We start from the raw sequence: 26,440 nt of genomic DNA on the forward strand, positions 1-26,440 counted from the left end.
TTAAGGTAGGTTTATAATGGAATTTTCTCCTTTAGGAGCAAGTAAGATATCTGTTTCACGTGTGTGTTTAGGCACAATGACTTGGGGGATTCAAAACACTCAAAGCGAAGCTGATCAGCAATTAGATTACGCAACTAACCAAGGTATTAACTTTATTGATACAGCAGAAATGTATCCTATCCCTCCCAACCAAGAGACTTCAGGCCAAACAGAAGTTATTCTAGGAAACTGGTTAAGCGAAAATAATAAAAAACGTAAAGATTTAGTGGTAGCCACTAAAGTTGCAGGCCCAGGTTTACAATGGATACGAGAAGGAAGCAACATAACCGGATCATCAGTAATACAAGCGGTTAATAATTCCTTAAAACGTTTACAGACCGACTATATAGACTTATATCAATTACATTGGCCCAACCGAGTATCACCACATTTTGGTAAGCAATGGCCTAATCAAATCCCGTTAACTGACGTAAATAGTGCAGAGCAAGTTGACCAAATGCACGACATATTAAGCGGGTTAAGCCAATGTGTTAACGACGGAAAAATTCGTTTCTGTGGTTTATCTGACGACACACCTTGGGGAATTAATACCTACCTTAAACTCGCCCAAGAGCACAACTTACCAAGAATGGTATCTATTCAAAATGAGTTTAATTTATTACACAGTAAAGACTGGCCTTATTTAATTGAAAACTGCGTACATGAAGACATTGCTTACTTACCTTGGTCGCCTTTAGCAAGCGGAGCATTAAGTGGTAAATATATCAATGGTGCCCGCCCACAAGGAAGCCGATGGACGTTAATGCAACGAAACGGGCTTTTTAGAGACACGCCTATTGCCAACCAAGCCATTAAACAATATTGTCAATTGGCACAAGATCATAACTTTACGCCAGCTGAATTAGCGTTGGCTTGGTGTAATAAAATAGATGGTGTTACTTCAACGATTATTGGTGCAACAAATATGGCACAACTTAAAGAAAATATTAACGCTTTTACAAAACCAGTATCTGATGAACTATTTTCACAGATTGAAGTTATTATGAAGCAATATCCAGCCGCTTTTTAAAGGACAATTGATAATTAATGCAAACTTTTGTAATTTTATTTAGAGCAATTAATGTTGGTGGTAATAATAAATTACCAATGAAAGTGCTTGTGCCATTATTAGCAAAAGAAGGTTTTACACAAATACACCATTACCTACAAACAGGAAATGTTATTTTACAGAGTAAAGAGAACCCAACAGCCGCTGTACAAGCATTGGTTACACAGCACTTTAACTTTACACCCGAAGTAATCTCGTTGAGAGCAGAAGACTTTCTAAAAGCACATCAGCAAAGCCCTTTCAGCGACACTAACGGTAAGTTTATACACTTTTATTTTTGTAAACATCAGGCTAGCTTAGTGCTTGATAAGCTAGATAAATACTTGGCTGAAAGCGAGCAATATGCCTTCATCAATAATATATTCTATTTACATGCACCCGAAGGAATTGGCCGCTCGAAGTTTGTTACACACATTGAATCTTGTTTAGGCTCGCCTGCTACAGGGCGAAATTTAAATACGATTAACAAAATTAGCGCTATGTTAACAAGTAATTTAGAGGGTTAGGACAGGCTCCTATTAAACAAAGTCGATAAAAGTTTAATAAAAAAAATGCCGCTGATAGCAGCATTTTTTATAAGTAAAACATTGTTAATAATCGCTTTATAAAGAATCTCTAAACGATAACGCTAAGTTCATAACGTCAAACATACTGTCTAATTTATCTTTAGAAAGTGCTTGTGCTTTATCATCTAAAATAGTAACTGCTGTACTATTTTCTATTGCTTCTAAGTTAAACTGATAACGTCCATTAGCTAAGTCAACTGAAGGTGCGGTATTACCCCAAAGACTATCCCAAATGGTTGTTTCAGGCTTTGTGTAAGTAACAAAGTAAGTTTGCTTCGACTCATTTAAGTCATTAACTGTGAAACCATATTTAGAAAAGAGAATAGGCATGTTAGACCACAACATGTCATTTTCCATTTCAACAATATAGGCGGCTTCACCTTTACTATTTTGCCCTAAAGAAACGAGTTGTTGATTGGCTTTTAACAATTGATTGTCGCGCTGTAATTGTCGATATTTTAAATCAACTTGTGCAACAATTTCGTTAAGCATTTTCATTTCAACACGTTCTTTATCGATTAAGTCGATCTCTGTCGTTTGACCTGACTCATTAACTTTTTCAAAGCCTGTTAGCTCAACAACTATAGCAACGCTTCGCCCATGGGGCTTGGTTTCAAATTGGTAATTAAACTTCATGCGAACGGTTTCTTCAATTGAAGAAAACAACCAGCCTGTTTCTTTGTCGTTAACAAACCAACTTGACTGATAGAGCAGCTTATCAGCATTTAACTCTGATAACGTAACGCCTTCAGAGGCTAACTCATCAACAACAGCTTGATAAATAAATTCTTGTAGGTCCTTATCTTCAAGTACCTTATCAAACCAAATTTTTGCTTGACCACTGCTGTTTTCAACACGCGATGCAGTTGCTACGGGCAATACCAGTGAAGGTGCCCTAACATCAACTTGTTTACCTATTGGCCCATTATGGTTAATCTTATTATTGATCTGATATTCGTTTTTGTACTGTGGCTCACTTAAATTGGCGGGAATAACTAACGCGGGGGCTTCTTCTTTACTTGCGTAGTCAAAATCACCCATTGCGCTTTTTTTACTAACAGTACTACAACCCGTGACTGCTAGGCAGATCAAAGACAGTGAAATTATGTTTCGGTTCATCAAAACTCCTGACGAAAATAAACCTTTATACGAGGATGCTCTTCATTTATGTTTTGGGGCAAGAAAAGTAATAACCAACCACCAGTAAATTTGTAAATTACGCGATTTTGAGTCACTTTTATTCAATAAGTTCCCCAAATATAATTCAAGCGTTCCATGGTACTTATCTGATTTAACAAACACAAGCGCTAGTTTACATTAGCCCGAATAATTAATTTGCGTTACAATACCGCCCTTTCAGTTTACCTAGGTTTAAAATGTCTCAGTATCTTGTATTAACAGCCATGGGCGCTGACCGAACAGGCAGTGTAAGCGAATTAACTAAACTCGCTAGTGATTGTGGTTGTAATATTATTGACAGTCGCATGGCAAGGTTTGGTTTAGAGTTTACAATGATCATGTTACTAAGTGGCACGATTAAAGCCATTAACCAACTTGAACTAAAGCTCCCGCAAATTGCTCATCAACTTGAATTAATTACCATGATGAAACGAACATCTGGCTATAAACGCTGCGATTTCACTCAGCACTTTCAAGTTGAATATGCAGGTATAGACCAATCAGGTGTGTTAAAAGCAGTAACGGCTTTTTTTGCTAAACGCAATATCGATATATCATCGTTAAAATCTGAATACAATCATCAACACCATCAAACAAAAGCAACTATTCTTATCGCTTTACCTGAAGAGAGTAGTATTGAAAAGCTTGAGGCTGAATACATTGAGCTTTGTGAACAAATCGACGTTCAAGGCTGTATAAAACCAGTAGCTACCAATCAAATTTCAGAGTTAGATTAACCTTCAACATTAGGGAAAACAAAATGAAAACAATTACTGTCGGTGAGTCGGCACCACTATTTAGCCTACCTGATGAAAACAATCAGTTAGTGTCCCTTGCTGATTACATTGGTAAAAAACAAGTGCTGGTTTACTTTTATCCAAAAGCAATGACACCTGGCTGTACGGTTCAAGCACAAGGGTTAAGAGATGTACAAAAGCAATTAGCCGAGCACAACACAGTAGTATTTGGGATCAGCCCTGATGAGCCTAAACGCTTGTTAAAGTTTTGCCAACGTGATGAATTAAACTTCACATTATTATCTGATGTTGATCATAAAGTTGCTGATGACTTTGGTGTTTGGGGATTAAAGAAATTTATGGGGCGTGAATATGATGGCATTCATCGATTAAGCTTTTTAATTGGCCTAGACGGTAAAATTAGCCATGTATTTAACAAATTCAAAACTAAAACTCATCATGAAGTTGTGTTAGAAGTGCTAAAAAGTATTTAAGCAAAAAATTAATAAAACAGACTTTATTTAACCTGAGTTCTGGATAACGGACGTACGAGCAACACCGATAAAGCTATATTTTTTCAATTGCTTATTATAGAACAATCGTATTGCTTATGTAGTTATATATCAATGTTATAAGTGTTGAGTGAATCAAGGCAAGTTTGCGTACCTAATAGCCAGCTATTAGTAGCAAATTAACGGTTTTTTAGTTCCAGACAAAAACCAAGAACCTACGTCCATGCAGGCAACGCAGATACGCTCAAAAATCGTGACATTGACGTGCTTAGCTTATCCAGAACTCAGGTTATTTAGTAAAAATAAAAACTCGGCATTAGCCGAGCTTTTTATTAATACCACTTATATATGCATCTCGTTTACAAAGACTTTAAGCTTGCCTTATTCAGGGGGCGTTATATCTGACAATTGAAATTTAGGGTTAGACCAAGCAGTAATAACTGCTTTAACTAAGGTTGCTAACGGAATGGCAAAAAACACTCCCCAAAATCCCCACAAGCCACCGAATAAAATTACCGCGATAATAATAACAACAGGATGAAGGTTAACCGCTTCAGAAAAAAGTATTGGTACGAGTAAATTACCGTCTAATGCTTGAATAATTGCATAGGCTAACATTACATAGCCAAACTCTGCACCTGGCCCCCACTGAAATAAAGCCACTAATAACACAGGTAATGTGACAATGGTTGCGCCCACGTAAGGTACAAGTACAGATAAACCAACAAGAACACCTAGTAAGAGTGCGTAATTTAAGCCTAAAAGCGCGAAAGTAATGGTAGATGCAGCACCAATTATGATTATTTCAATTACTTTGCCACGAATATAGTTCATGATCTGCTGGTTCATTTCGTTACCGACCTGCACCGCCATTTCACGATCTTTAGGTAACAAAGCAGCAAAGCTTTGTAAAAACTGTTGTTTATCTTTTAGGAAGAAGAAAACCATCAAGGGCACTAAAATTAAATAAATAAGCAAAGCTACTATATCTGAAATTGAATTTAGCGACGCCTTTAATACGAGTTGTCCCCATTCGATAAAGTTACTTTTAACAAACCCTAGTACTGACTCTATTTGCTCTGCCTTAACCATTTCAGGGTACTTTTCAGGCAAGGTTAATAAATAACTTTGCCCTTCTGTTACCATATGAGGTATTTCTTGAATTAAGTTACTGCCTTGCTGCCACATAACGGGCATTAAACCAAAACTTGCAATGAGTGTTATACCCACAAACAACATAACAACAATAGTGCTAGACAGTGATCTCGACAAGCCCATATTACTTAAGCGATTTACTGGTAAGTCCAATAAAAATGCAATAGCAATCGCAACAAAAACAGGCATAAGTAAACTACTAAAGAAATAGATAAATAAAAATATTGATAACAAAATAACCAATAAGGTTACAGCGTGGGGGTCTGAAAATTTACGCTTATACCATTGAGTGAAAAAAGACACCATAAAATTAGCTTACCTGTTTGATATGCAGCTCAATTACTGAGTTACTTAATTGCTGTTGAGAAAAATGATAACCTTTTTGTGTTAAATAATTAGGAATATCAGTTAACGATCCTTTATCAGATATTTGCATAATACAAATATCATCCTTTTTCATTTTGTTCAAAATGACACGCATTTTAACAAGTGGCAAAGGACATTTGTCTTCTACCCCGTTATATTGATAAATCATCTGATATTTATTGTTGATACTCTTTCGCTTGATTATCTAATTTGCGACAATTGATTACAATAGTACTTTTGATTTTTAACAGTTAAATCTTTATGGTAGCGGTAGATTATTAACACGATTACCGTTCTTTTTTTTACATTCGGACTTAAATTATCATTACATGAAAGAATTACCAATAAACCCAACACTTAAAGATGTGAACAGTTTTAAAAAAAAGCTTAATTGGGGTGAGATACCAACAATATATCACATGGCGGCTATTTCAATCGGCGACTTAGACAGCATTCTCACCGACGGGTTTGAAAGTGGCTATAAAACTATTTTTAATCGTTCAAACTTAAATTTAGCTCACTTAGGTGGCCATATAGATATCGCCGGTGACATTCACATTACCCATAAACCTAAAATAGCGTTAAGGCACATTTATAGTGAGCAACATTACGAATTGCATTGTTTCCCTGTTGTTCAAGGTGAACGTATTAACAGAACACTAGTTGATCATGAACATTGTGCTTTTAAACAATGGCATCCAGAATCTATGCGCGTTTTATTTAGATTAAGTAATTTAGTATCATTTATTGTTTATGCGTTTAGAAACGGTGATGAGGCAGATATGGCATTAATCAAATACGCAAATCGAAGAGTAAGCGAATTAATGACAACTTTAAGTGAATCCTTCGAGATAATTGATGTCAGAGGTTTTAGTATTGCAAAATTTTGCCAAGCAATTAATGAAAGTAAAAGCGCACTTGAAATTAACCAATTGCTTGATGACCCTAACGGACTCTTGGAAAACTAACTTGCTAAAAATTAAAAGCTTAAGCTGTGCATTGATTATTGGCTTATTACTTGCGAGCTCATATAGTTGGGCGGCAACAACGGATAAAAACAAATTACCGCAAATTGGCACCTCTGGCTTTAGCGTATTATCAATTGATAAAGAACGCCAAATAGGCCAAGCGATGATGCAACAAGTGCGTGGTAGTGGCACTATTGTTAACGATCCTGTACTCATTGAATACATTAATGATTTAGGCAACACCCTTGTTAAAAACGCTCAAGATGTAAACTATCGTTTTGAATTTTTTATCGTTAACAATCAGGAGCTTAACGCATTTGCCTTTTTTGGTGGGCATATTGGTATTCATAGTGGTCTAATTACTACTGCTGATACAGAGAGTGAACTGGCTTCGGTTATAGCTCATGAAATATCGCATGTTACCCAACGACACTTAGCTCGTAGAATTGAAGCGCAAAGCAGAAATCAGCCATTAACAATGGCCGGGATAGTGTCTGGTATTTTGCTTACAATGATAAACCCTGCTGTGGGTATGGCCGCATTAAGTACAAGTATGGCAGCAAGCCAACAAATGGGCATAAATTATACCCGAGGCAATGAACAAGAGGCTGACCGAGTAGGCATAACTCTTTTGGCTAATAGTGGTTTTGATCCGCTAGGAGCGCCTAACTTTTTTGGTAAAATGTTAGAGAGGTATCGTTATTCTAGTAAGCCACCCGCTATTTTACTTACTCACCCTTTACCAGAATCACGTGTTTCTGAGGCTAGAATACGAGCGCAAAACTTTCCGTTACGCAGCGTGCCCCCTAAACTCGAATTCGAACTTGCAAAAGCTCGTATCAAAGCAAGGTATGAAGGTGATAAAAAGTATAATATCGAACACTTTACTCATGCGATAAATAAAAATCGTTATGCATTTTTAGCCGCAGCGCAATATGGCTTAGCTTTATCGTACTTTGAAGATAAATCGTATGATAAAGCATATACATTGTTAATGACTCTTCTAAAAAGTGATGCGAACAATCTCTTTTATATTGATGCCTTATCGGATGTGCTAATTGAATTAAGAAAATTTGAACAAGCAGAGAAAATGCTTGCCGATATCAACTTGTTAATGCCTAACAACCAAGTGGCAGCCTTAAACTACGCTAATGTACTTCTTGAAATGGGTAAGTTAGATAAATCAGCTCAAGTACTACAAGACTTTCTCCTAATGCATCCCGATAGCTTTATTGCTTATGACTTATTAACAACCGTTTACCGCAAGCAAGATAAAAAAGCCCTAATGCATGTAAGCAAAGCTGAAGTAATGGCGCTTGTTGGTGCCTACCCTCAAGCAATTGACGAATTACAAACAGCGATGAATTATGCTGATGATTTGCCCATTGTGCGAAAACGCATAAAGGGCAGAATATTACAATTACAAGACCAGCAAGATAAGCTTAGACGGTTAAATTAACCATTTGCACACTGTAACAATTTAAAAAAAACAGGAAATAACATGTACACAATCTATCATAACCCGCGCTGTTCAAAGAGCAGACAAACCCTTGCTCTTTTAGAAGAAAATAATGTTGATATTACCGTGGTAGAGTATTTAAAAAACCCATTAACCGCACCAGAAATTCTATCACTTCTGGCAAAGCTCAACAAAACGCCTATTGAAATTATGCGAGTTAAAGAGTCTGAATTTAGTGAGCAAAACTTGAAAGGTGCAAGCGACGAAACCCTCATTAATGCCATGGTTAATACGCCAAAATTAATAGAGCGCCCTATTGTAGTAAAAGACAACGCAGCTATTATTGGCCGCCCACCAGAAAACGTGCTTACACTTATAAACTAGTTGGGATCAAATAATAGGAATGAAACGCTATATATCAACACAAACACATAAAAAGATAGCTTTAACTGCTTATTTCTCTTTATTAATATATTTACCAATATGGTTGTTAGTAATTAACCCGTCTGAAGGGTTATCACCCATACTAACCTTAGTAATGTTTACATTACCCTTGTTGTTTCCTTTAAAAGGATTAGTACAAGGCAATCCTTATACTTATGCGTGGTCTAACTTTATCGTAATGTTGTACTTTTTGCATAGTTTAACTACTTTATGGGTTTCTAAAGAAGACTACCTATGGGCTAGTTTAGAGCTGATTTTTGCTTCAGCTATGTTTATTTCGGGCACATACTATGCAAAATATCGTGGTCAAGAATTAGGCTTGGGTTTAAAAAAGAAAAGCGATAAGTCTTAAAGGTTAAATCTTAATAAATATTATAAAAGGAGTTTAAACTAATATGAATAGAGTATACGCATTATTAATTGCATGCTTTTTATCTGCCTGCGGAGGCTCCAAAAACTCTACAGATACCACTACACTTGTGCCTGGCGATAATACGAGCGCTGCGATTGTGGTTATGGAAGATCAGGTTAAACTTGGTCAAAGTGCAGATTTAGTGTTATTTACACCTAATGAGCGTATTTCTGATATCTCTTGGGCGCAAACTTCGGGCGAACCCGTTATATTATTAGCTAAACAAAGCAAAGTGGTCTCTTTTTCCACAACACTAAGCGGAGACTATGGTTTTAGTGTTACTTTTAAAGACAACAATGGAAGCTACCGCACATTAGACAAAACCATTACCGTAACTAGCGAATTAAGCCCGATGTCATTAAGGTTAAGCCATGCGGTAGTTGAGCAAAATTCAGTGTCATTACGGACTTATTTTGATGAAGATGTTGATACCGACACAATAACGTGGGCGCAAGTTGCTGGACCAACAGTAACGTTTACTGAAGCTAATACCCAAGGTAAGTATGCCGTATTTTTTGACGCTCCTGCGGTAAATAAAGACACACTACTCACGTTTGAAGTAACTCTTACGCATAACAATCAGCACTATTCAGATAAAGTTGCCGTGCTCGTTGAAAGTAGCGAAATACCAGTACTTTCAACAAACGATGCTTATTTTAAAAACAACCGTTTAGCAACAGTCTTCCCTTATAACCCTAATTCTCCAGTAGCTAACGTATTAGCTGATTGTGTTTATTCAAATAAATTAAAAGTGAACAATAACGCCTGTAATTTTACACAGTCGCCGTTAATTGCTCATGTTACCAGAACACCTACCGTAGACGATATAATGGATCATGTCCTCGTTTCACATCAGTGGATGGGTGATCGCTTTAAAGCATTCTTAGAAAGGTTTGATAATGAACACAACGATTTTAAAAACTTATTACGTGCTACAACAGCCATAGTAATTTCCTATGATATACGCCCGTCTTTTTATCAATCGTATACGGGGGCTATTTATTTAGATCCTGATGATTTATGGCTTACACCAGAAGAGCGAGATACCATAAACCAAGCCCCTGATTACCGTGCATCGTTTGGCAGCGATTTACAATTTGAAATGCCTTGGCGCTATGTTAAAAATAATAATTACGCGAGCTTCTTTCCAAACATAAGATATCGTCTTTCTCGCAATATTGAAGATACCCTCTATAGTTTTGCTTCATTGCTTTACCATGAGCTTGCTCATGCAAATGACTACTTCCCAAGTGCTGTTTGGAACAATGTAAGTCGATCTGAAAAAATAGAATCAATTGCGTATGGGCGAATAACTCAACAAGCAATTCAATCAGATCAATTACAACGAGTTATGCCTTTAAATGGTGATGAAATGTGGAAGCTTGCTCGTGTAAGGTTTCATAATGATCCTCCGGCTAATAGTACTCAAAAAGCTTATACTCCTGAAGATATTGCCTACTTCTTTAAAAGCGAAACAGCACCACAATTTTATAGTTACTCAAGCACGAGAGAAGACTATGCAATGTTATTTGACGGCTTTATGATGCAAACTCGTTATGCTGTTCAACGTGATGTAATGATAACTGATCAGGCCCTTGAAAATAGCGCATGGGGCCAAAGAGGCCGTGAAGGCGAAGCAAATATTATGCCCCGCATAGAGTTTGTTGTAGAGCGCGTGTTACCAGAGTTTGAAGATTTAATAACAGCACTTGCAGCCATGCCCGTACCCGTTAACTTTCCTGTTGGAAGTAACTTTAGAGATACTTTAGTTATTAATACAGACGCAGCTAACCACACTATTGCTCATGAATTACTAAAGCAAAGCCGACAAGAAGATATACGCTATACCCCAGTTATTGGTCGAGAGTATACGACTGTTCAGCTACCGGTCCTTAACAGCCTAAAATAAAAACAGAACACGTTATAACAAGATATCTTTAATAAAGGGAATGGTAATTTTACGCTGTTCCCTTATGGAAGCTTGGTCTAGTGTTTCTAATGCCTGAGTTAAACTGTTCATATCGCGCGACAACCGAGTCACTAAAAAGTGGGCGACTTCATAGCTGATAACCAGCCCTCTTTGTCGTGCCCTAAACTGAAGAGCTAATAGTTTTTCTTCATCACTTAATAACTTTACTTGTTCAACATAACCCCAAGACAATCTTGATGCGAGATCAGGTAAAGTTAAGTTAAGTGCTTTTATGCTTTTATCGCCAGAAATTATTATTTTTTTACCTTGCTCACCTATGCGATTATACAAATCAAAAACAGCTTGCTGCCAAATAGTAGATTCTGAAATTAACTGAACATCATCTAAGCAGACCAAATCCATCTGCTCGAGTCCATCGAGTATATTAACAGGATATTGCTGTACTTCCCCTAACGATAAACAAACAGAGCTTAATTTTAATTCTGCTGCGTAACTGCAGCTTGCATGTAATAAATGAGATTTACCTGCACCAGACAAACCAAACAAGTAATAACCAGGAATGGTCTTATCTTCACTCTCATTTGAAACATTAGCTGAAATATAGTCTTTTAATGTATCAATTAGTACTTGATGACTTTCTCCGCGAAAACTTATAAAAGTTTCGTCATCAGGAAGTTGAACTTGTAAAGCTAATTGGGTTTGTTTACTCACTTACTTGCTCCAATAAAAAACCGGGACAGCATTTTCAACAACCGGAGCAAGTGGATCATATTCTTGTTTCAGTAACTGGTTAAGTTTTAATGATGACAACAATGCTTGTTTAGAGCCTATTAGTTTTAACTTAAAACGACGATTTTCACCCTGCGCATTAATCAATTGAACAGATTGAACCGCTGAGAGCTGCGTTAAAAAGTTAGTTACTTCTGAATAAATAGACAAAGAGCTAACGTTGGCAATATCAATAATATAGTCGTTATTTTCATCACTACTGAACGCGTAGTTTTTATATATCTCATCAGTGATATCTGAAAGCGCTTCTTTTAGTAATGCTAATTTATCTAATCCTTGATATGACTTACCAATATTAAACCTTGCAACGTTATTAACATCAGAGATTAGATGCCAGTCAAGTACTAACGAAGGCCTACATAAAGGGCAAGACTCTAAGGTTTGTAATTCTTGTTCAGAAAGTAAGCTTCTATTAGAAACGCGTATTGCGATAATAGTTTCAGCTGAGTATCGATTAGATGCTTGTATAATAGGTTGCGGAAAACGTCCCCAAACATCTGAGATTGACACAATACTAGCGTCTGTTAAATCCATCAAAGGCATTAAAATAGGTAAGCCCCGTTGCTCAGAAAACTCAAATAACTGTTGCCCAATGTCTGAATTTGATGAGCCAGAAACAATTTCACGTGATAAACCGTCTTCATTTACCACCCAAAACAGCACTTGTGGTCGTAAGCTACCCCATATAGGAATATTAGCATTGATAAAAAGCTGATTAACTTTTACTTCATCGAAAGTAGCAACCAAGTAATTTTTACCAGCGTTTTTTGCGTAATGATATTTTGAAAGATACTGATTGTAGCGCGTTAATGCAGACCGAATCTCTGTTAACGATAACACTTCTTTTTGGCCACCTACTTTTAAAAACACTGAGGTCAAAGCTGCTTTAAGTGCCTGTATTCGTTCTTTATTATTTTGCGAGCTTACTTCAATTTTAGCAACATACAAGTCTGTTACTTCTATCGCAGCACTTAAGGCACTATAATTCAGTAAAAAAAACAATAACAAATATCTAATCATATAGGGTCTTTTATCTCTATCTCTGTAGCATCTCAATAAACGCAAAAGAGGTATTTAATACATTATATTTTCAGTTAAAAACAACTAACATTGTTACACCCTGCTACCTTTGAATGTCAAATGTTTGGGTAGTTAGAGCAAATTGAATTTGAGTTTATAGCGCTGTCGCTGTTAATAAAGTAACTTTGATTTTAGGTACACATTTAACTCACATTATTAGGCATACTTTAATTAAAGCGAACTAGTTACATTGTTTCAGCTTATTTAATTGAAATGCACTAAGATAGTGGCTAAATCGAATGAGTAACTATGCTTAACAACGTAGGCTATTTTCATAAGTTTAATCTTATCACAAAGTATTGAAAAAAATTCATGGAAAAAATAATTTATCATAAAGATTTTCACCGCGCGCTTGCGCTGATAGAATATGCGCAATTACGACTAAATGGCAACAAATAGAGGTTTCCCCTGTGAGCGAACAAAAACAGTCTTTAAGCTACAAAGATGCTGGTGTAGATATAGATGCAGGTAATGCACTTGTAGAAAACATTAAAGGCGCGGTAAAACGCACAACTCGACCTGAAGTAATGGGTGGCCTTGGTGGCTTTGGTTCAGTTTGTCAATTACCCACAGGGTATAAAGAACCAGTACTTGTAGCAGGAACTGACGGTGTTGGCACAAAACTACGTTTAGCAATAGACTTGGCTAAACATGATACCGTTGGTATTGATCTTGTAGCGATGTGTGTGAATGATTTAATCGTACAAGGTGCTGAGCCTTTATTTTTCTTAGACTATTATGCTACTGCAAAGCTAGATGTAGCAGTAGCCTCTGCCGTTGTCGAAGGTATTGCCGAAGGTTGTGTTCAAGCCGGTTGTGCATTAGTAGGTGGTGAAACCGCAGAAATGCCGGGGATGTATCACAAAGGCGACTATGATATTGCTGGCTTTTGTGTCGGTGTTGCAGAAAAATCTCGTTTATTAGACGGTAGTAAAGTAGCAGCAGGCGATCAATTAATCGCTTTAGGTTCATCTGGAGCACATTCAAACGGTTATTCTTTAATTCGTAAAGTACTAGAAGTTAATAATACAGATACCTCAGAAATGCTTGACGGGAATTCAATTGCTGACCGCTTAATGGAACCTACTAAAATTTATGTAAAATCAGTATTAGCATTACTTAAAGAAGTGGATGTACACGCGTTATCACACATTACTGGTGGCGGTTTTTGGGAAAATATCCCTCGCGTATTACCTGACAATGCCCAAGCAGTAGTTAATGAATCGAGCTGGGAATGGCCAATTATTTTTAACTGGTTACAAGAAAAAGGTAATATCACTACACATGAAATGTACCGTACATTTAACTGTGGTGTTGGAATGATCCTTGTTGTTCCCGCCGACAAAGTAGATCAAAGCCTTGACATTTTAACTAAAAATGGCGAAAACGCTTGGCATATTGGTGAAATCAAACCATTAGCAGCGGATCAAGAGCAAGTGATTATTAACAAAGGATAAGTATCTATGCCTAGCCGCATTGTGGTATTAATATCGGGCAGTGGTACTAATTTGCAAGCATTAATTGATGCTTGCAAAACACCTAGCTATCCTGGTGAAGTTGTTGGTGTTATTTCTAATAAAGCCGACGCTTATGGTTTAATTAGAGCCCAAGAAAACAGTATTGCAACCCATGCAATCTCTCATAAAGACTATGATAGTAGAGAAAGCTACGATCAAGCGTTAATTAAGCAAATAGATCACCTCAAACCTGATTTAGTTGTTCTTGCAGGGTTTATGAGAATATTAACCCCTAAGTTTGTTCAACATTTTTCTGGAAAGTTATTGAACATTCATCCATCTTTGTTGCCTAAGTATCAAGGACTAAATACCCATCAACGTGCCATTGACGCAAAAGACAACGAACATGGTGTAAGTGTTCATTTTGTTACAGAGGAACTAGATGGTGGCCCTGTTATTTTACAAGCTAAGGTCCCTATCTTTGAAGGCGATACCATTGACGAGTTAGCGAGTAGAGTTCATGATCAGGAACACCGTATTTACCCATTAGTGGTAAAGTGGTTTTGCAGTGGTCGAGTAAAAATGATTAACGAGAAAGCCGTATTAGACGGTAAGATATTGCCTATTTCTGGCTACGCTAGCGATTAAATAAAAAGGTTGATTATGTTGAAGAAGTTACTTTGTTTAAGTGTTTTTTATGGTCTACTGGTGACAACAGTTCATGGCGAAGAAAAAACAACAGCTCCAATCATGGTTAAACCTTTTATTGCTAACTACACAATTATTCATAAATCAAAGTCCGTAGGCACTGCCACTAGAGAGTTAAAAAAGCTCGATAACGGGTTGTTCGAATATAGCTACCAAACAAGCATTGAATGGTTAATATTCAATGATGATCGCAAAGAAACTTCATTAGTCGAAATAAGTGGTGATCATGTTACACCAGTAGATTATCACTATACTCGGGAAGGCACTGGTAGAGATAAATCATCTCACTGGCAATTTGATATTGATGCGTCAACTGCAACTAATGTAGAAAAGAACAAAAGTTTCACTATTGAGTTTCCTTCAAACGTGCAAGACTCTTTGAGTTATCATTTACAGCATAGGTTCAACTTAATAAAACATCCGGAGCAAAAGCTTTTTGTTTATCCCGTGATTAAAAATGAAGATCAAATCAAAAACTATGTTTATCAATATGATGGTGAAGAAGAATTAATGCTACCATACGGCTTAGTTAAAACCATTAAGCTCAAACGAGAAGTAGTAGAAAAAAAACGTGTAACCTATGCATGGTTTGCTCCAGAGCTAGATTATTTACTGGTAAAACTATACCAAGCTAAAGGCGGTGTTGAACAATTTGAAGCTCAACTCAATACAGTAACCGTAACTGAATAATAAGTTGCAGCATGCCCTCTTTTAGGACCTTAGTAATATAAGGTTCTAAATCATTATTATTAAGCCTCGCCACTTGCTAGTGACTCGCCTAAACAAAAAAGTTGCCATTGTCCACTTGTCATTTTATGCCAACATTCGTCTTGGGTAAGTGGTTGTGTAGCTATCACTGTCACAATATCTTTATCGGTAGTCTCATGATGAAAGTTTATTTTCACTTCTGCATCAATTAACGTAGCCTCACCAAAAGGTGCCTTTCGGGTTATCCAATGTAAATTATTTGAGCAAAATGCAAACAAACAATCTCCGTTGCTTAATAATAAATTAAATACACCTAATACATTAATTTGTGAAGATAGCGTTGCTACATAAGTAAAAAGCTCAATTGGCTCAGGCTCTTTAGTGCCAAACTTATTCTGTAGTTGATCTAACAGCCAACAAAAAGCATGCTCACTATCAGTAGTTCCTATCGGAATATGTAATTTTACGGGTAAGTTTTCAGCAAAATCTTTCAGCTGCCCATTGTGTGCGTAGGTCCAGTTTTTGCCCCACATTTGCCGAATAAATGGGTGAGTATTTTCTAAGCAAACCGCACCAGAGTTTGCCTGTCTGATGTGGCATATAACCGCCTCACTTTTAATAGGGTACTCTGTGACCAGTTTTGCTATTGCTGATTTAGCGCTAGGCAAAGGATCTTTAAAGCTTCGGCATCCTTTTCCTTCGTAAAAAGTAATGCCCCAACCGTCTTTATGTGGCCCAGTGTTACCACCTCTTTGCATGAGTCCACTAAAGCTAAAACATATATCTGTAGGCACATTAGCGCTCATTGCAAGTAATTCACACATAGAAAGATTTACCACTTCACTGATTGTATTTAGGGATATTCGTTTTACACTATTTATAGCCTGTTTACTTATTTAGCATCATAACGATTAAAGTAGAAATTAAGTAGGCGAAATGTACTATACTAAATTTTTAAAAACACGTTGCTATTTTTTACACTTAGAATTAAGCTTTAGCTTAGTGGTCTGACCTGTATTTTACACTTTAAGGAGTTACTTTGGACGCTTTTACTTGGATTCTAGTTGCAATCGCATTTAGTGGTTTTACTGCTTATAGCCGTGCATCACTATCTACTTTTACATTAGGCTTTACTGCCATAATGGCACTTGGCACCTTCATAGATGTTATTTCGTTTTTTTCTTGGCTGTTATTTGCGGTGATCATTGTTCCGTTAAACGTTAGTGATATTCGTAAAAAATATATTAGCCAACCATTATTGGCTATGTTCAAAAAAATAATGCCTGAAATGTCACGCACTGAACAAGAAGCTATTGATGCAGGAACAACATGGTTTGAAGCTGATCTGTTTCGAGGAGCTCCAGATTGGAACAAGCTCCATAGCTACCCTCAGCCTAGCTTAAGTGTTGAGGAACAAGCGTTTCTTGACGGCCCTGTTGAGCAAGTTTGTAAAATGATTAATGACTGGGAAACCACACATGATCGTACAGACATGTCTCCAGAAGTTTGGCAGTTTTTAAAAGACAATAAGTTTTTTGCCATGATCATTAAGAAACAATATGGTGGCTTAGACTTTACTGCTTTTGCACAATCTCGTGTTTTACAAAAACTATCGGGTGCAAGCACAGTACTAGCAAGTACTGTAGGTGTGCCGAATTCGTTAGGCCCTGGTGAATTATTACAACATTACGGTACTAAGGAACAACAAGACTATTACCTACCACGCTTAGCTAAAGGAGATGAGATACCTTGTTTCGCTTTAACCAGCCCTGAAGCTGGCTCTGATGCTGGTGCAATTCCTGACTTTGGTATTGTTTGTCGAGGCGAGTTCGACGGCGAAGAAGTATTAGGTATGAAACTTACATGGAATAAGCGTTACATTACGCTGGCTCCTGTAGCTACTGTTATCGGTTTAGCTTTTAAATTACAAGATCCTGATCACCTTCTAGGTGATGAAGAAGACTTGGGTATAACCTGTGCTTTAATACCAACAAGTGTTGAAGGTGTTATTACAGGCAGAAGACACTTTCCATTAAACGTGCCATTTCAAAATGGTCCAACGCAAGGTGAAGAGGTATTCGTGCCATTAAGCTATATTATTGGTGGCCCAGAAATGGCAGGCCAAGGATGGAGAATGTTAGTTGAGTGCTTATCTGTTGGCAGAGCGATAACATTACCTTCGAATAGTGCTGGTGGTATAAAATCATTAGCACTAGCTACAGGTGCATATAGCCGTATTCGTCGACAATTTAAACTCCCCATTGGTAAAATGGAAGGCGTTGAGGAGGCATTGGCTCGCATTGGTGGTAATGCATACCTAATGGATGCTGTGACTATTATGTCGACAGGTGCTATCGACCTAGGCGAAAAACCATCTGTAATTTCTGCAATTTCTAAATATCATTTAACCGAGAAAATGCGAGATTGTGTAAATGACTCTATGGATATCCATGGAGGTAAAGGTATTTGTTTAGGTGAAAATAACTACTTAGGACGTGCCTACCAAGGTGCTCCAGTTGCAATAACTGTTGAAGGTGCAAACATCCTCACACGTAGCTTAATTATCTATGGACAAGGCGCTATTCGTTGTCATCCGTATGTATTAGCTGAGCTAGCCGCTGGTAATAATGAAAATGAGCAACAAGCAGTGAAAGAGTTTGATCATGCATTGTTTGGACATATCGGGTTTGCAATAAGTAATATTGTTCGCTCAGTTTGGTTCTCATTTACTGGTTCTCGTATCCTTAAAGCACCTTTTAACGATGATACGCGCCGTTACTATCAATTAATGACGCGTTTTAGCTCAAATTTAGCGATGTTATCAGATATAGCAATGCTTGTGCTTGGTGGTGACTTAAAGCGCAAAGAGCGCATCTCAGCTAGGCTAGGTGATGTTTTAAGCTACTTGTATCTAACAAGTGCTACGCTCAAGCGCTTTAACGATGAAGGTAGACAAGCATCAGAACTACCTATGGTAAAGTGGGCTGCTGAAGACTCTTTATACCGCACACAACAAGCTATTGATGAGTTAATTAACAATTTCCCTAATAAGATAGTAGCAGGCGCTTTACGCTTGATAATCTTCCCACTAGGGACTTGGCTACAAAAGCCATCTGATGAATTAGATCATAGCGTGGCACGATTACTACAAACACCTAGTGCGGCAAGAACAGCATTAGGTAAAGGTCAGTACTTAACCCGCGACGAAGATAATTTGTTGGGACAATTAGAGCAAACATTAGATGATATTCTTGCCAGTGAGCCAATTTTCGATAAAATTTGTAAAGCGCTCGGTGAACGATTGCCTTTCTATCGTTTAGGTGAGGTTGCAGATAGAGGTTTAGCCGCAAACTTGATAACTGAGGCCGAAGCCGCGCTGTTAAGAAAGACTGAAGTAGGTCGACTAGCAGCAATTAATGTAGATGATTTTGACAATAGTGAATTAATTACAGCTAAATTTGCTAAGCAGTCAAAGTAATTATCAATTAGTGCGATTAAAGCACCATTAATGACTACAAAAGGTAAGCAAAATATTGCTTGCCTTTTTTTATATCTACTTGATTTTATTTTATTTAAAATCAGCCCATATAATTCTAGCGCACAGTTGTAACAAATAAAGCAATACCTTTCCTCTGCAAACCTCGTTAAAATAGTAACAAGTGTATACTCAAATTAGGTTTTTTTTAATGCTGTCTTTTTTACCATCAGCAGTGTTGATGCCATTCTCATTTATATTATTTTGTTTAAATTTAGTTATTATTGGATCTATTATTACCTTAGGTGGCTTATTAAAATTATTAATTCCAATAAGCTTTTTTCATCGCTTACTCTATGCACCAATGCATTTTTTTTATCGATTATGGGCATTAAATAATTTTTTAATTATTTCACTATTTAATCGTATTGATTGGCAGATGACCGGTACTGAAGACCTCAGTAAAAATGAGTGGTATTTGCTAATTGCAAACCACCAGAGTTGGTTAGACATTATTGTGCTATCTCATTTTTGCAGAAAATACACATCAGATCCTAAATACTTTTTAAAAGAATCATTAAAGAAAGTCCCATTTTTAGGCGTTGGTTGTTGGGCTTTAGATATGCCCTTTATGAAACGCTACTCAAAGGCTTTTATCGCTAAAAACCCACACTTAGCTGGACAAGATATTTTAGCTACAAAAAAATCATGCAATTCTTTTAAACAGCACCCAACAACCATTATAAATTTTGTTGAAGGGACTCGCTTTACAACAATTAAGCAGCAACAAAACCCAACCTTTAGCCATTTACTTCCACCAAAAGCAGGCGGTATTGCTTTCACTCTTGCCACCTTGGGTACGCAATTTAATAAAATTTTGAATATTACTCTAGCTTACAACTCCCCCTCAAAAAACATTATGAAAGATGTACTAAAAGGACGTTTAACCAAGGTAATTATTAACATAGAACAAGTTGAAGTTGATGAGTGTTTAATTGGTGATTACAACAATGATCCTGCTTTTAAGTTGAAATTCCAACAGTGGCTCAATAGTATTTGGTGTAAAAAAAATAGTACTATTATGCATATTTTGAAATAAAATTTTGAAAGATTTTATTGAAATACAATCACTAATACGTTAATTTAATGTTAATTAAATAGGAGGAAAATAATACTATGTTAGCTACAAAGGAAAATGTAACGGTTAAACGTCGCAGTAAAGGTGAACAAACCAGAAATAACATTCTAATCGCCGCTATTGATATTTTAGCCCATAACGGAATAAAAGGAACAACTCACCGTGCTATCGCCAATCATGCGAACATTCAATTATCTTTAACAACCTATTATTTTAAAGATATTCAAGAGCTAGTTCATCAAGCGTTTAAACTAAACTCTGAGCATATCACCCAACTAACTGATTTTGCTTGGAAGCAAGCCTTTGATTACTTAGACGCCATAGGTAAAACACAGCTAAAAAAAGTGTCGGTTAAAAAGCAAGTACGTGAGCAACTATCACAGCTTGCAACTGAATATATCATCAATAAAGTAACAGAAATGCCAATTGCTTTAGCCGTAGAGCAATTATTGTTTACCGAGATACAAACTACACCTCAGTTACGTGAGTTGGCAGATCAACATAGAAATTTATTACTTGGTCCATTTGTGAAGCTTTGCCAATACTTTGATCAAGAAAACACAAAGTTAGATGCCGACATATTATTTACCATTTTTACGCAAATAGAATATAGAAACATTATGCTGCCAGTAGATCAAATTGATAGAGCTGCTATATACGAGCAGGTTAACCGAGTTGTTGGCTGGATAATGAAATTGAAATAAGTTTGTATTGGAAATAACGCTCTTAGATAAAATAAAAACGCTACGATATACTATATCGTAGCGTTTTTTCTTAACTAAGTATTGCTTTAGTCAATTAAAGGAGCTCTTCGTCCAATTGCATTAAAGTTTTAGGATCAGCCATCATCGTTGCCGCATGCGACTTAGTACGAGGTAATAACCTTTCAAAGTAAAATTCGGCTGTTTTTATTTTTGCCCGATAAAAATCACGATTTTCAACTTCACCACCTAGTTTTTCATAAGCAGCCTGCGCCATCTGCGCCCAAAAATAAGCCATTACGATATAACCAGAATACATTAGGTAATCAACGGATGCAGAGCCAACAATGTCACGATCTTTCTTCGCTTTCATGGCAAGTCTAACTGAATACTGCTGCCAGTTAGCTACGGCTTTACTTAATGGCCATACAAACTTATTCATTTGACGTTTATAAGGATTACTTGAAATCATACTTTTATCTTTACAGAAGCCTAGTACTTCCATTGTAAAGCTTTTAAGTGACTTTCCTCGACTTAATAAAATTTTACGTCCAAGTAAATCAAGCGCTTGTATGCCCGTTGTACCTTCATAAAGTGTCGCTATTCGAGTATCACGAACAATTTGCTCCATACCCCACTCTTTAATATAGCCATGACCACCAAATACCTGTACACCATGGTTAGCGCTTTCAAGACCTACTTCGGTTAAAAATGCTTTTAAAATAGGTGTAATAAAACCTAAACGATAGTCTGCACGCTTTTTCTCTTTTTCGTCTTTTGATGTCTCAAGAATATCAACTAATTTGGCCGCATAATATATCATCGCTCGCCCGCCTTCAGAAAAAGCCTTCTGCGTTAGCAACATACGGCGAACATCGGGATGAACAATAATTGGATCAGCGACTAATTCTGGTTTTTTCTTCCCTGTTAAAGAGCGCATTGATAATCGCTCTTTGGCATATATTAAAGCATTTTGATACGATAACTCAGATGCACAAACACCTTGTAACGCTGTACCAACACGTGCCGTATTCATAAAGGTAAACATACATTCTAGACCTTTATTTTCAGGTCCAATTAACACGCCCTTTGCTTTGTCAAAATTTAGTACTGCAGTAGCCGAACCCTTAATGCCCATTTTATCTTCTAATGAGCCACAAGCCACATTGTTATTTTCACCACAATTACCTTGAGCATCAACTGTCATTTTAGGCACGATAAATAATGAAATACCGCGAGTACCTTCAGGTGCACCTGGTAGACGAGCAAGCACAATATGAATAATATTCTCAGTTAAATCATGCTCACCAGCAGAAATAAATATTTTGGTGCCGGTTATATCATAAGTGCCGTCTTCGTTTGGCTGGGCTTTAGTTTTTACTTGCCCTAAATCGGTTCCACACTGAGGTTCGGTTAAACACATGGTACCTGTCCAAGTACCTTCAGTAAGTTTTGTTAGATAAATTTCTTTTTGCTCATCGGTGCCGTGAGCCTGTACTGTATTCATGGCTCCATGACTAAGGCCCGGGTACATAGCCCAAGACCAGTTAGCTGTGCCCATCAATTCAGACTTAGCCATACCTAATGATGGTGGTAGACCTTGTCCGCCATGCTCTACAGGATGTGACAAACTTTGCCAACCGCCTTCTACATAAAGCTGATACGCTTCTTTAAAACCTTTAGGAGTGCGAACCTCACCCTTATCAAAGGTGCAGCCTTCTTTATCACCACTTTGGTTTATTGGTAATAATTCGTTTTCACAAAATTTTGCACACTCTTGTAAAATTGCGTCAACCATGTCTGGAGTCGCATCTTCAAACTCAGGAAATTTTTCATAATGTGGGTAATATTTTAAGACATCTTCAAATAAAAACTTAATGTCCATTAGTGGTGCTTTATAAGTAAGCATAGGTGCACTCCAAGAATATGATCGTAACTAAGCATAGTTAACCATGGGAATAATACCAAAGTCAACTGGTCTTACCTCTTATTCGAATAAAGTTTTAACAGCACGCTTTTAATACAAACACACGCCAAACTGTTAATTAACTCTGCGCCAAAGTGCCCGACTGATCATTCGTACTTTTGTTGGAAACTTCATGCGCTTTAAGTTAGTAGCAATAATACCTTTTGTAAAACGTGTTTTTTTCGAGTAATCAATATTTACATCTAATACCACTGCAACACCGTCCGTAGATAATTTAATTGCCTGACTAATAGCAGTATTAATATCTCGATTGGTTTCAATACGCAGATAATGGCAGCCACTTGCTTCTACTAACGCTTTAAATTTCAAATTAGACAATACGGTACAAGTTTTTTTATTATAAGGAACTGACTGTGCTTGTGATATTTGTGCTAATTCTCCATCATTAAATATAGTAAATATGGCTCCTACGCCCAAATTTGAGGCAGTAAAAAGCTCGGTATAGCTCATTAAAAATGCACCATCTCCAATAATACCAACCACCTGCTTCTGAGGATTCGCTAACTTTGTACCAATAACAGCTGGAATCGCATACCCCATACAGTTAAAGTCAGTTGGGCTGAAAAAGTGTTTGGGATAATAACAAGGCATAAGCTCTGCCGTTAGAAACGTGTGGTTACCATCATCAGCGATCACAAAAGCATCGTCATCAATTTGCTGGCGTAGTGCTAAAAAGAAGCTCGTTGGATTTACTCGGTTACCGCTATCATGATTAAACCATTCTTCAAGGTATAACTGCTTGTCTTGCTTTATTTTTGTTTGTTTAACATTAGCTACATCAGTATGTTTAAAACCTGTACTTTTTAGCTTTTGCGCTAGTGCTTTTAATAGTAAAACAGCATCACCCTCCATCGTTACTTTCGCTGGGTAATTGGCATTAAAAACCTGCTTATTAATATCAATATGAATTAAGTTTTCAGGTACTTTTACGCCGAAACTGCCCGTGGCTATTTCCGCAAATCGGGTACCTACAGCTAACAAACAATCACAGTGTTCAAATGCATTAGTTGCAGCCGGTACTGCTGCAGGGCCAAAGCTCATCCCCGTATGCAAAGGATGCTTAGCGGAAAAGGCGCTTAGCCCTTGTAATGTGATCGAAACAGGTGCATTTAAAATATCCGCAATTTCACTGGTTAAATCGCTAGCTTCAACCGCCCCCCAACCAACAAATATACCTGGGTTTTTAGCGTTAGTTAAAAGTTCAACAGCCTGATTAATTTCATCTTCAATATTGTGCTCTAGTGATTTTATTTTGGGTTGATAAACTGGCAATTGTGCGATCGCACCTTTATCTAGCTGCAAGTTTACAGGAATTTCGACAAAAACAGGCCCTGGCTCCCCTTCGTTTGCGACAGTAAACGCTTCAAATATTGTAGACACCACTTCCTCATGAGTATTAACCTTATATGTTTTTTTAGTAATTGCTTCTAACATTTTATGCTGGTCCATATCATGGAGCTGGTAGTCAAACTGTGAATCATTTCTTACCCCACCACAAATAATCAGCATTGGTATACCATCTAGATAAGCTTCTCCAATACCACTAGCGGCGTGTGTAGCACCAGCAGCAGGCACTATCACCAATGTACCGATACTATCACTACTACGGCTTACTGCATCAGCCATAAAGGCACCATAACCCTCATGGGTCACTAATACTGGAGTAATTGATGGTGAATGCGCTAACTCATCATAAATTTCAGTATTGTGAACCCCTGGAATACCAAATGTGAACCTTACATTTATTTGCTCTAATGCGTACCGAACTAGCCATGCTGCTGTTTTATTCATAACATATACTCTTATATAAAATTAATATTAGGGCGTGCTGATCTTAAGCGCTTACCGCTTACCCTTTTTCACTATTGCTTGGCTTGCGATTCTGGCCGTTAATATACAACCAGAGAGAAATGTACCTTCAAGTGACCTTAAGCCATTTGCACCACCTCCACCAAACCCTGCCGCTTCACCAACACAATACAGCCCAGTAATCGGGTTACCTTTACTGTCTAAAACTTCACTGTTTAAATTTGTTTGAACTCCACCTAAGCTTTTACGGCTAATGAGTTGCACTCTAATAGCAATGAGCTTATTTTTATTACTATTTAACAATATTGGTTTAGGTTTACAGGTTCGTAAACGATCAACTTTCCATTGGCGAGCATGGTTAATTCTCCTTAGCTGATCGTCATTGTGTAAATTATTGCCATTAATTAATTGTTGGTCGTATTGCGCTATTTCTTGTTTAAGAAACTTACTTTCAACATGATTATCGCCTGTCAGTTTATTCATTTTCTCTACTAATTCCTCGAGGTTTTCAGCACAAATAAAGTCATCACTTTCATTCACTAATTGCTTAACCAAGCGATGATTCCCTAACAACATTTCTTTAATTAAAGTAAAAAGTTTTCGGTTAACAATGGCGGGGTTATGTAGTGAGCCTGAAACAGCTAATTCTTTAGCGGCTATATCCCAATTTAAAATATGCCATGTCCAGGATTTTTCTTGCTTAGCAACTTCTTGACATAAATAGTGAGTATCAAAGCCTGTCACCAAGGGAATAGGACCAATTCGCTTACCCGTATGGTCCATCCACAACGCAGACTTACAGGGAATTAAGCTTAAACCATGCCCTTCAAACTCTGCTTGAGGGTGATGTATACCAGCAGCATAATTCCACATTTTATCTGTGTGTGTAACCGTTGCGCCAAGTGCTTGAACTTCATCATGTAGCTTACCATCTGAAATTGGATTCGCACCATTGAGTAATGTTTTAGGAGAGCGCTCTAGCGATGAGCACCAATTTTGTTTTACCTTTTCAATACTGCCATTAATACCACCACAGGCAATGACAACTTGCATACTTTCAATAAAAAAGGTTTTTCCACTTTGTTCATTAAGTACTTCTACCCCCGTAACCCCAACTGTATTATTAATTGTTTCAACGGTAGGTTTAATAACTTTATGTTGATGAAAAATTTGAAGCTGATAACTATCACCGTATGGTATCGTAAGGTAAGACGAAAGCTTGGCAATTATAGTTTCAATTAGGTGTAAACCTGTTCCCCATAAAATATGGTATCTAGGTAGTGAGTTACCAGGAACAAATAAACCTCGTTCAACCCAATTAACCGCAGGCATAAATTTAAGGCCTAGCTTCAGCAACCATTGGTACACCATTTCGTTATTTTTATCAGCATACATTTTAGCCCATTGCTGAGGCCAAAAATCTTCACGATTAAACTCTGCGAAACTAAGCCAATCTTTCAATAACAACTTAGGAGTATCAGGCACTTTCATTCGCTTTTGCTGTGCCGTTTCAGATAAAGCCATACCTCCAAATGCCCAGCGGGCGAGTCCTCCTAAACGTTCTGGAGTATCTCTATCAATAATAATTACTTGCTGCCCTGCCTCAAGCAACTCTAACGCACAAACTAAGCCGGCAATGCCGCCACCTGCAATTGCTGTATCACAATTAATCACTTTGTTTTGTTTCATGTAATTATTTCACTTGGAATCACTTAACTTTATATTATAGTGTGCTAACAAGGTTTAGTTGAC

The 26,440-nt window shown here is 37.2% G+C and carries 24 protein-coding genes; 15 read left to right on the forward strand and 9 right to left on the reverse strand.

Annotation, left to right across the window (positions count from 1 at the left end; translation table 11 throughout):
• The first annotated feature begins 16 nt into the window (after nucleotides 1-16).
• Complete coding sequence (locus tag QUD79_RS09960) at nucleotides 17-1,069, forward strand: aldo/keto reductase (RefSeq protein WP_184423197.1); 1,053 nt, start codon at nucleotides 17-19, stop codon at nucleotides 1,067-1,069.
• 17 nt (nucleotides 1,070-1,086) lie between these two features.
• The gene (locus tag QUD79_RS09965; RefSeq protein ID WP_184423195.1) at nucleotides 1,087-1,614 is read left to right on the forward strand and encodes a DUF1697 domain-containing protein; all 528 of its coding nucleotides are present in this window, start codon (nucleotides 1,087-1,089) and stop codon (nucleotides 1,612-1,614) included.
• 96 nt (nucleotides 1,615-1,710) lie between these two features.
• On the opposite strand, the gene bamC is transcribed toward QUD79_RS09965, so the two are convergent.
• Nucleotides 1,711-2,793 carry an NlpB/DapX family lipoprotein gene (gene bamC / locus QUD79_RS09970; protein WP_184423193.1) on the reverse strand — a complete coding sequence of 361 codons (1,083 nt, stop codon included), beginning with the start codon at nucleotides 2,791-2,793 and terminating at the stop codon, nucleotides 1,711-1,713.
• A 257-nt stretch (nucleotides 2,794-3,050) separates the two neighbouring features.
• Here bamC and QUD79_RS09975 point away from each other — a divergent pair, with 257 nt between their 5' ends.
• Together QUD79_RS09975 and bcp are read left to right on the forward strand one after the other, a co-directional pair.
• Entirely contained in the window at nucleotides 3,051-3,590 is a 540-nt protein-coding gene (locus QUD79_RS09975; RefSeq protein WP_184423191.1) for a glycine cleavage system transcriptional repressor, read from the forward strand.
• Between the two features lie 23 nt (nucleotides 3,591-3,613).
• Nucleotides 3,614-4,084 (forward strand): thioredoxin-dependent thiol peroxidase, encoded by a 471-nt coding sequence (bcp, locus tag QUD79_RS09980; protein WP_184423189.1) that lies wholly within the window; start codon nucleotides 3,614-3,616, stop codon nucleotides 4,082-4,084.
• 399 nt (nucleotides 4,085-4,483) lie between these two features.
• Here bcp and QUD79_RS09985 read toward each other — a convergent pair whose 3' ends face one another.
• Together QUD79_RS09985 and QUD79_RS09990 are read right to left on the reverse strand one after the other, a co-directional pair.
• Nucleotides 4,484-5,563 carry an AI-2E family transporter gene (locus tag QUD79_RS09985; protein WP_184423187.1) on the reverse strand — a complete coding sequence of 360 codons (1,080 nt, stop codon included), beginning with the start codon at nucleotides 5,561-5,563 and terminating at the stop codon, nucleotides 4,484-4,486.
• Nucleotides 5,564-5,567: 4 nt separating this feature from the next.
• Nucleotides 5,568-5,792 (reverse strand): sulfurtransferase TusA family protein, encoded by a 225-nt coding sequence (locus QUD79_RS09990; RefSeq protein WP_281401804.1) that lies wholly within the window; start codon nucleotides 5,790-5,792, stop codon nucleotides 5,568-5,570.
• Between the two features lie 160 nt (nucleotides 5,793-5,952).
• Between QUD79_RS09990 and QUD79_RS09995 the strand changes: the two genes are divergently transcribed.
• Genes QUD79_RS09995 through QUD79_RS10015 form a run of 5 tightly spaced genes read left to right on the forward strand, consistent with a single transcriptional unit; the run spans nucleotide 5,953 to nucleotide 10,815 of the window.
• Nucleotides 5,953-6,591: a hypothetical protein gene (locus QUD79_RS09995; RefSeq protein WP_184423184.1), complete on the forward strand. Its 639-nt coding sequence runs from the start codon at nucleotides 5,953-5,955 to the stop codon at nucleotides 6,589-6,591.
• A 1-nt stretch (nucleotide 6,592) separates the two neighbouring features.
• Nucleotides 6,593-8,050, forward strand: a complete 1,458-nt coding sequence (bepA, locus tag QUD79_RS10000) for a beta-barrel assembly-enhancing protease (protein WP_246454892.1) — start codon at nucleotides 6,593-6,595, stop codon at nucleotides 8,048-8,050.
• A 42-nt stretch (nucleotides 8,051-8,092) separates the two neighbouring features.
• A complete protein-coding gene (gene arsC, locus QUD79_RS10005) occupies nucleotides 8,093-8,434 on the forward strand; it encodes an arsenate reductase (glutaredoxin) (RefSeq protein ID WP_184423182.1) in 342 nt (113 codons plus the stop codon).
• Between the two features lie 19 nt (nucleotides 8,435-8,453).
• Nucleotides 8,454-8,846 (forward strand): DUF2069 domain-containing protein, encoded by a 393-nt coding sequence (locus QUD79_RS10010; protein ID WP_184423180.1) that lies wholly within the window; start codon nucleotides 8,454-8,456, stop codon nucleotides 8,844-8,846.
• A 43-nt stretch (nucleotides 8,847-8,889) separates the two neighbouring features.
• Nucleotides 8,890-10,815, forward strand: a complete 1,926-nt coding sequence (locus tag QUD79_RS10015; RefSeq protein ID WP_184423178.1) for a hypothetical protein — start codon at nucleotides 8,890-8,892, stop codon at nucleotides 10,813-10,815.
• 12 nt (nucleotides 10,816-10,827) lie between these two features.
• Here QUD79_RS10015 and hda read toward each other — a convergent pair whose 3' ends face one another.
• Nucleotides 10,828-11,547, reverse strand: coding sequence for a DnaA regulatory inactivator Hda (gene hda / locus QUD79_RS10020; RefSeq protein ID WP_184423176.1), 720 nt, complete (start codon nucleotides 11,545-11,547; stop codon nucleotides 10,828-10,830).
• Nucleotides 11,548-12,645: a DUF2066 domain-containing protein gene (locus tag QUD79_RS10025; RefSeq protein WP_184423174.1), complete on the reverse strand. Its 1,098-nt coding sequence runs from the start codon at nucleotides 12,643-12,645 to the stop codon at nucleotides 11,548-11,550.
• 470 nt (nucleotides 12,646-13,115) lie between these two features.
• Here QUD79_RS10025 and purM point away from each other — a divergent pair, with 470 nt between their 5' ends.
• The 3 genes from purM to QUD79_RS10040 are packed head-to-tail and all read left to right on the forward strand — an operon-like array spanning nucleotide 13,116 to nucleotide 15,560.
• Nucleotides 13,116-14,162, forward strand: a complete 1,047-nt coding sequence (gene purM, locus QUD79_RS10030) for a phosphoribosylformylglycinamidine cyclo-ligase (protein WP_184423172.1) — start codon at nucleotides 13,116-13,118, stop codon at nucleotides 14,160-14,162.
• A 6-nt stretch (nucleotides 14,163-14,168) separates the two neighbouring features.
• The gene (gene purN / locus QUD79_RS10035; RefSeq protein WP_184423170.1) at nucleotides 14,169-14,810 is read left to right on the forward strand and encodes a phosphoribosylglycinamide formyltransferase; all 642 of its coding nucleotides are present in this window, start codon (nucleotides 14,169-14,171) and stop codon (nucleotides 14,808-14,810) included.
• A 15-nt stretch (nucleotides 14,811-14,825) separates the two neighbouring features.
• Nucleotides 14,826-15,560 carry a DUF3108 domain-containing protein gene (locus QUD79_RS10040; RefSeq protein ID WP_184423168.1) on the forward strand — a complete coding sequence of 245 codons (735 nt, stop codon included), beginning with the start codon at nucleotides 14,826-14,828 and terminating at the stop codon, nucleotides 15,558-15,560.
• A gap of 59 nt (nucleotides 15,561-15,619) precedes the next feature.
• On the opposite strand, the gene QUD79_RS10045 is transcribed toward QUD79_RS10040, so the two are convergent.
• Complete coding sequence (locus tag QUD79_RS10045; protein ID WP_184423166.1) at nucleotides 15,620-16,402, reverse strand: class II glutamine amidotransferase; 783 nt, start codon at nucleotides 16,400-16,402, stop codon at nucleotides 15,620-15,622.
• A 215-nt stretch (nucleotides 16,403-16,617) separates the two neighbouring features.
• Here QUD79_RS10045 and fadE point away from each other — a divergent pair, with 215 nt between their 5' ends.
• The 3 genes from fadE (at nucleotide 16,618) to QUD79_RS10060 (ending at nucleotide 20,895) form a co-directional block, all read left to right on the forward strand.
• The gene (fadE, locus tag QUD79_RS10050; RefSeq protein ID WP_184423164.1) at nucleotides 16,618-19,056 is read left to right on the forward strand and encodes an acyl-CoA dehydrogenase FadE; all 2,439 of its coding nucleotides are present in this window, start codon (nucleotides 16,618-16,620) and stop codon (nucleotides 19,054-19,056) included.
• 208 nt (nucleotides 19,057-19,264) lie between these two features.
• Nucleotides 19,265-20,152, forward strand: a complete 888-nt coding sequence (gene yihG, locus QUD79_RS10055) for a 1-acylglycerol-3-phosphate O-acyltransferase, YihG family (protein WP_184423162.1) — start codon at nucleotides 19,265-19,267, stop codon at nucleotides 20,150-20,152.
• A 77-nt stretch (nucleotides 20,153-20,229) separates the two neighbouring features.
• Nucleotides 20,230-20,895, forward strand: a complete 666-nt coding sequence (locus QUD79_RS10060) for a TetR/AcrR family transcriptional regulator (protein ID WP_184423160.1) — start codon at nucleotides 20,230-20,232, stop codon at nucleotides 20,893-20,895.
• Between the two features lie 94 nt (nucleotides 20,896-20,989).
• Here QUD79_RS10060 and QUD79_RS10065 read toward each other — a convergent pair whose 3' ends face one another.
• The 3 genes from QUD79_RS10065 to QUD79_RS10075 all read right to left on the reverse strand — a co-directional run bounded on the left by QUD79_RS10065 (nucleotide 20,990) and on the right by QUD79_RS10075 (nucleotide 26,377).
• Entirely contained in the window at nucleotides 20,990-22,801 is a 1,812-nt protein-coding gene (locus tag QUD79_RS10065; RefSeq protein WP_184423158.1) for an acyl-CoA dehydrogenase C-terminal domain-containing protein, read from the reverse strand.
• Nucleotides 22,802-22,933: 132 nt separating this feature from the next.
• Entirely contained in the window at nucleotides 22,934-24,670 is a 1,737-nt protein-coding gene (locus tag QUD79_RS10070; RefSeq protein ID WP_184423156.1) for a thiamine pyrophosphate-binding protein, read from the reverse strand.
• Between the two features lie 51 nt (nucleotides 24,671-24,721).
• Entirely contained in the window at nucleotides 24,722-26,377 is a 1,656-nt protein-coding gene (locus tag QUD79_RS10075) for an FAD-dependent oxidoreductase (protein WP_184423154.1), read from the reverse strand.
• Between the last annotated feature and the right edge of the window lie 63 nt (nucleotides 26,378-26,440).

The sequence above is a fragment of the Thalassotalea piscium genome (assembly GCF_030295935.1).
Taxonomy (GTDB): Bacteria; Pseudomonadota; Gammaproteobacteria; order Enterobacterales; family Alteromonadaceae; genus Thalassotalea_B; species Thalassotalea_B piscium.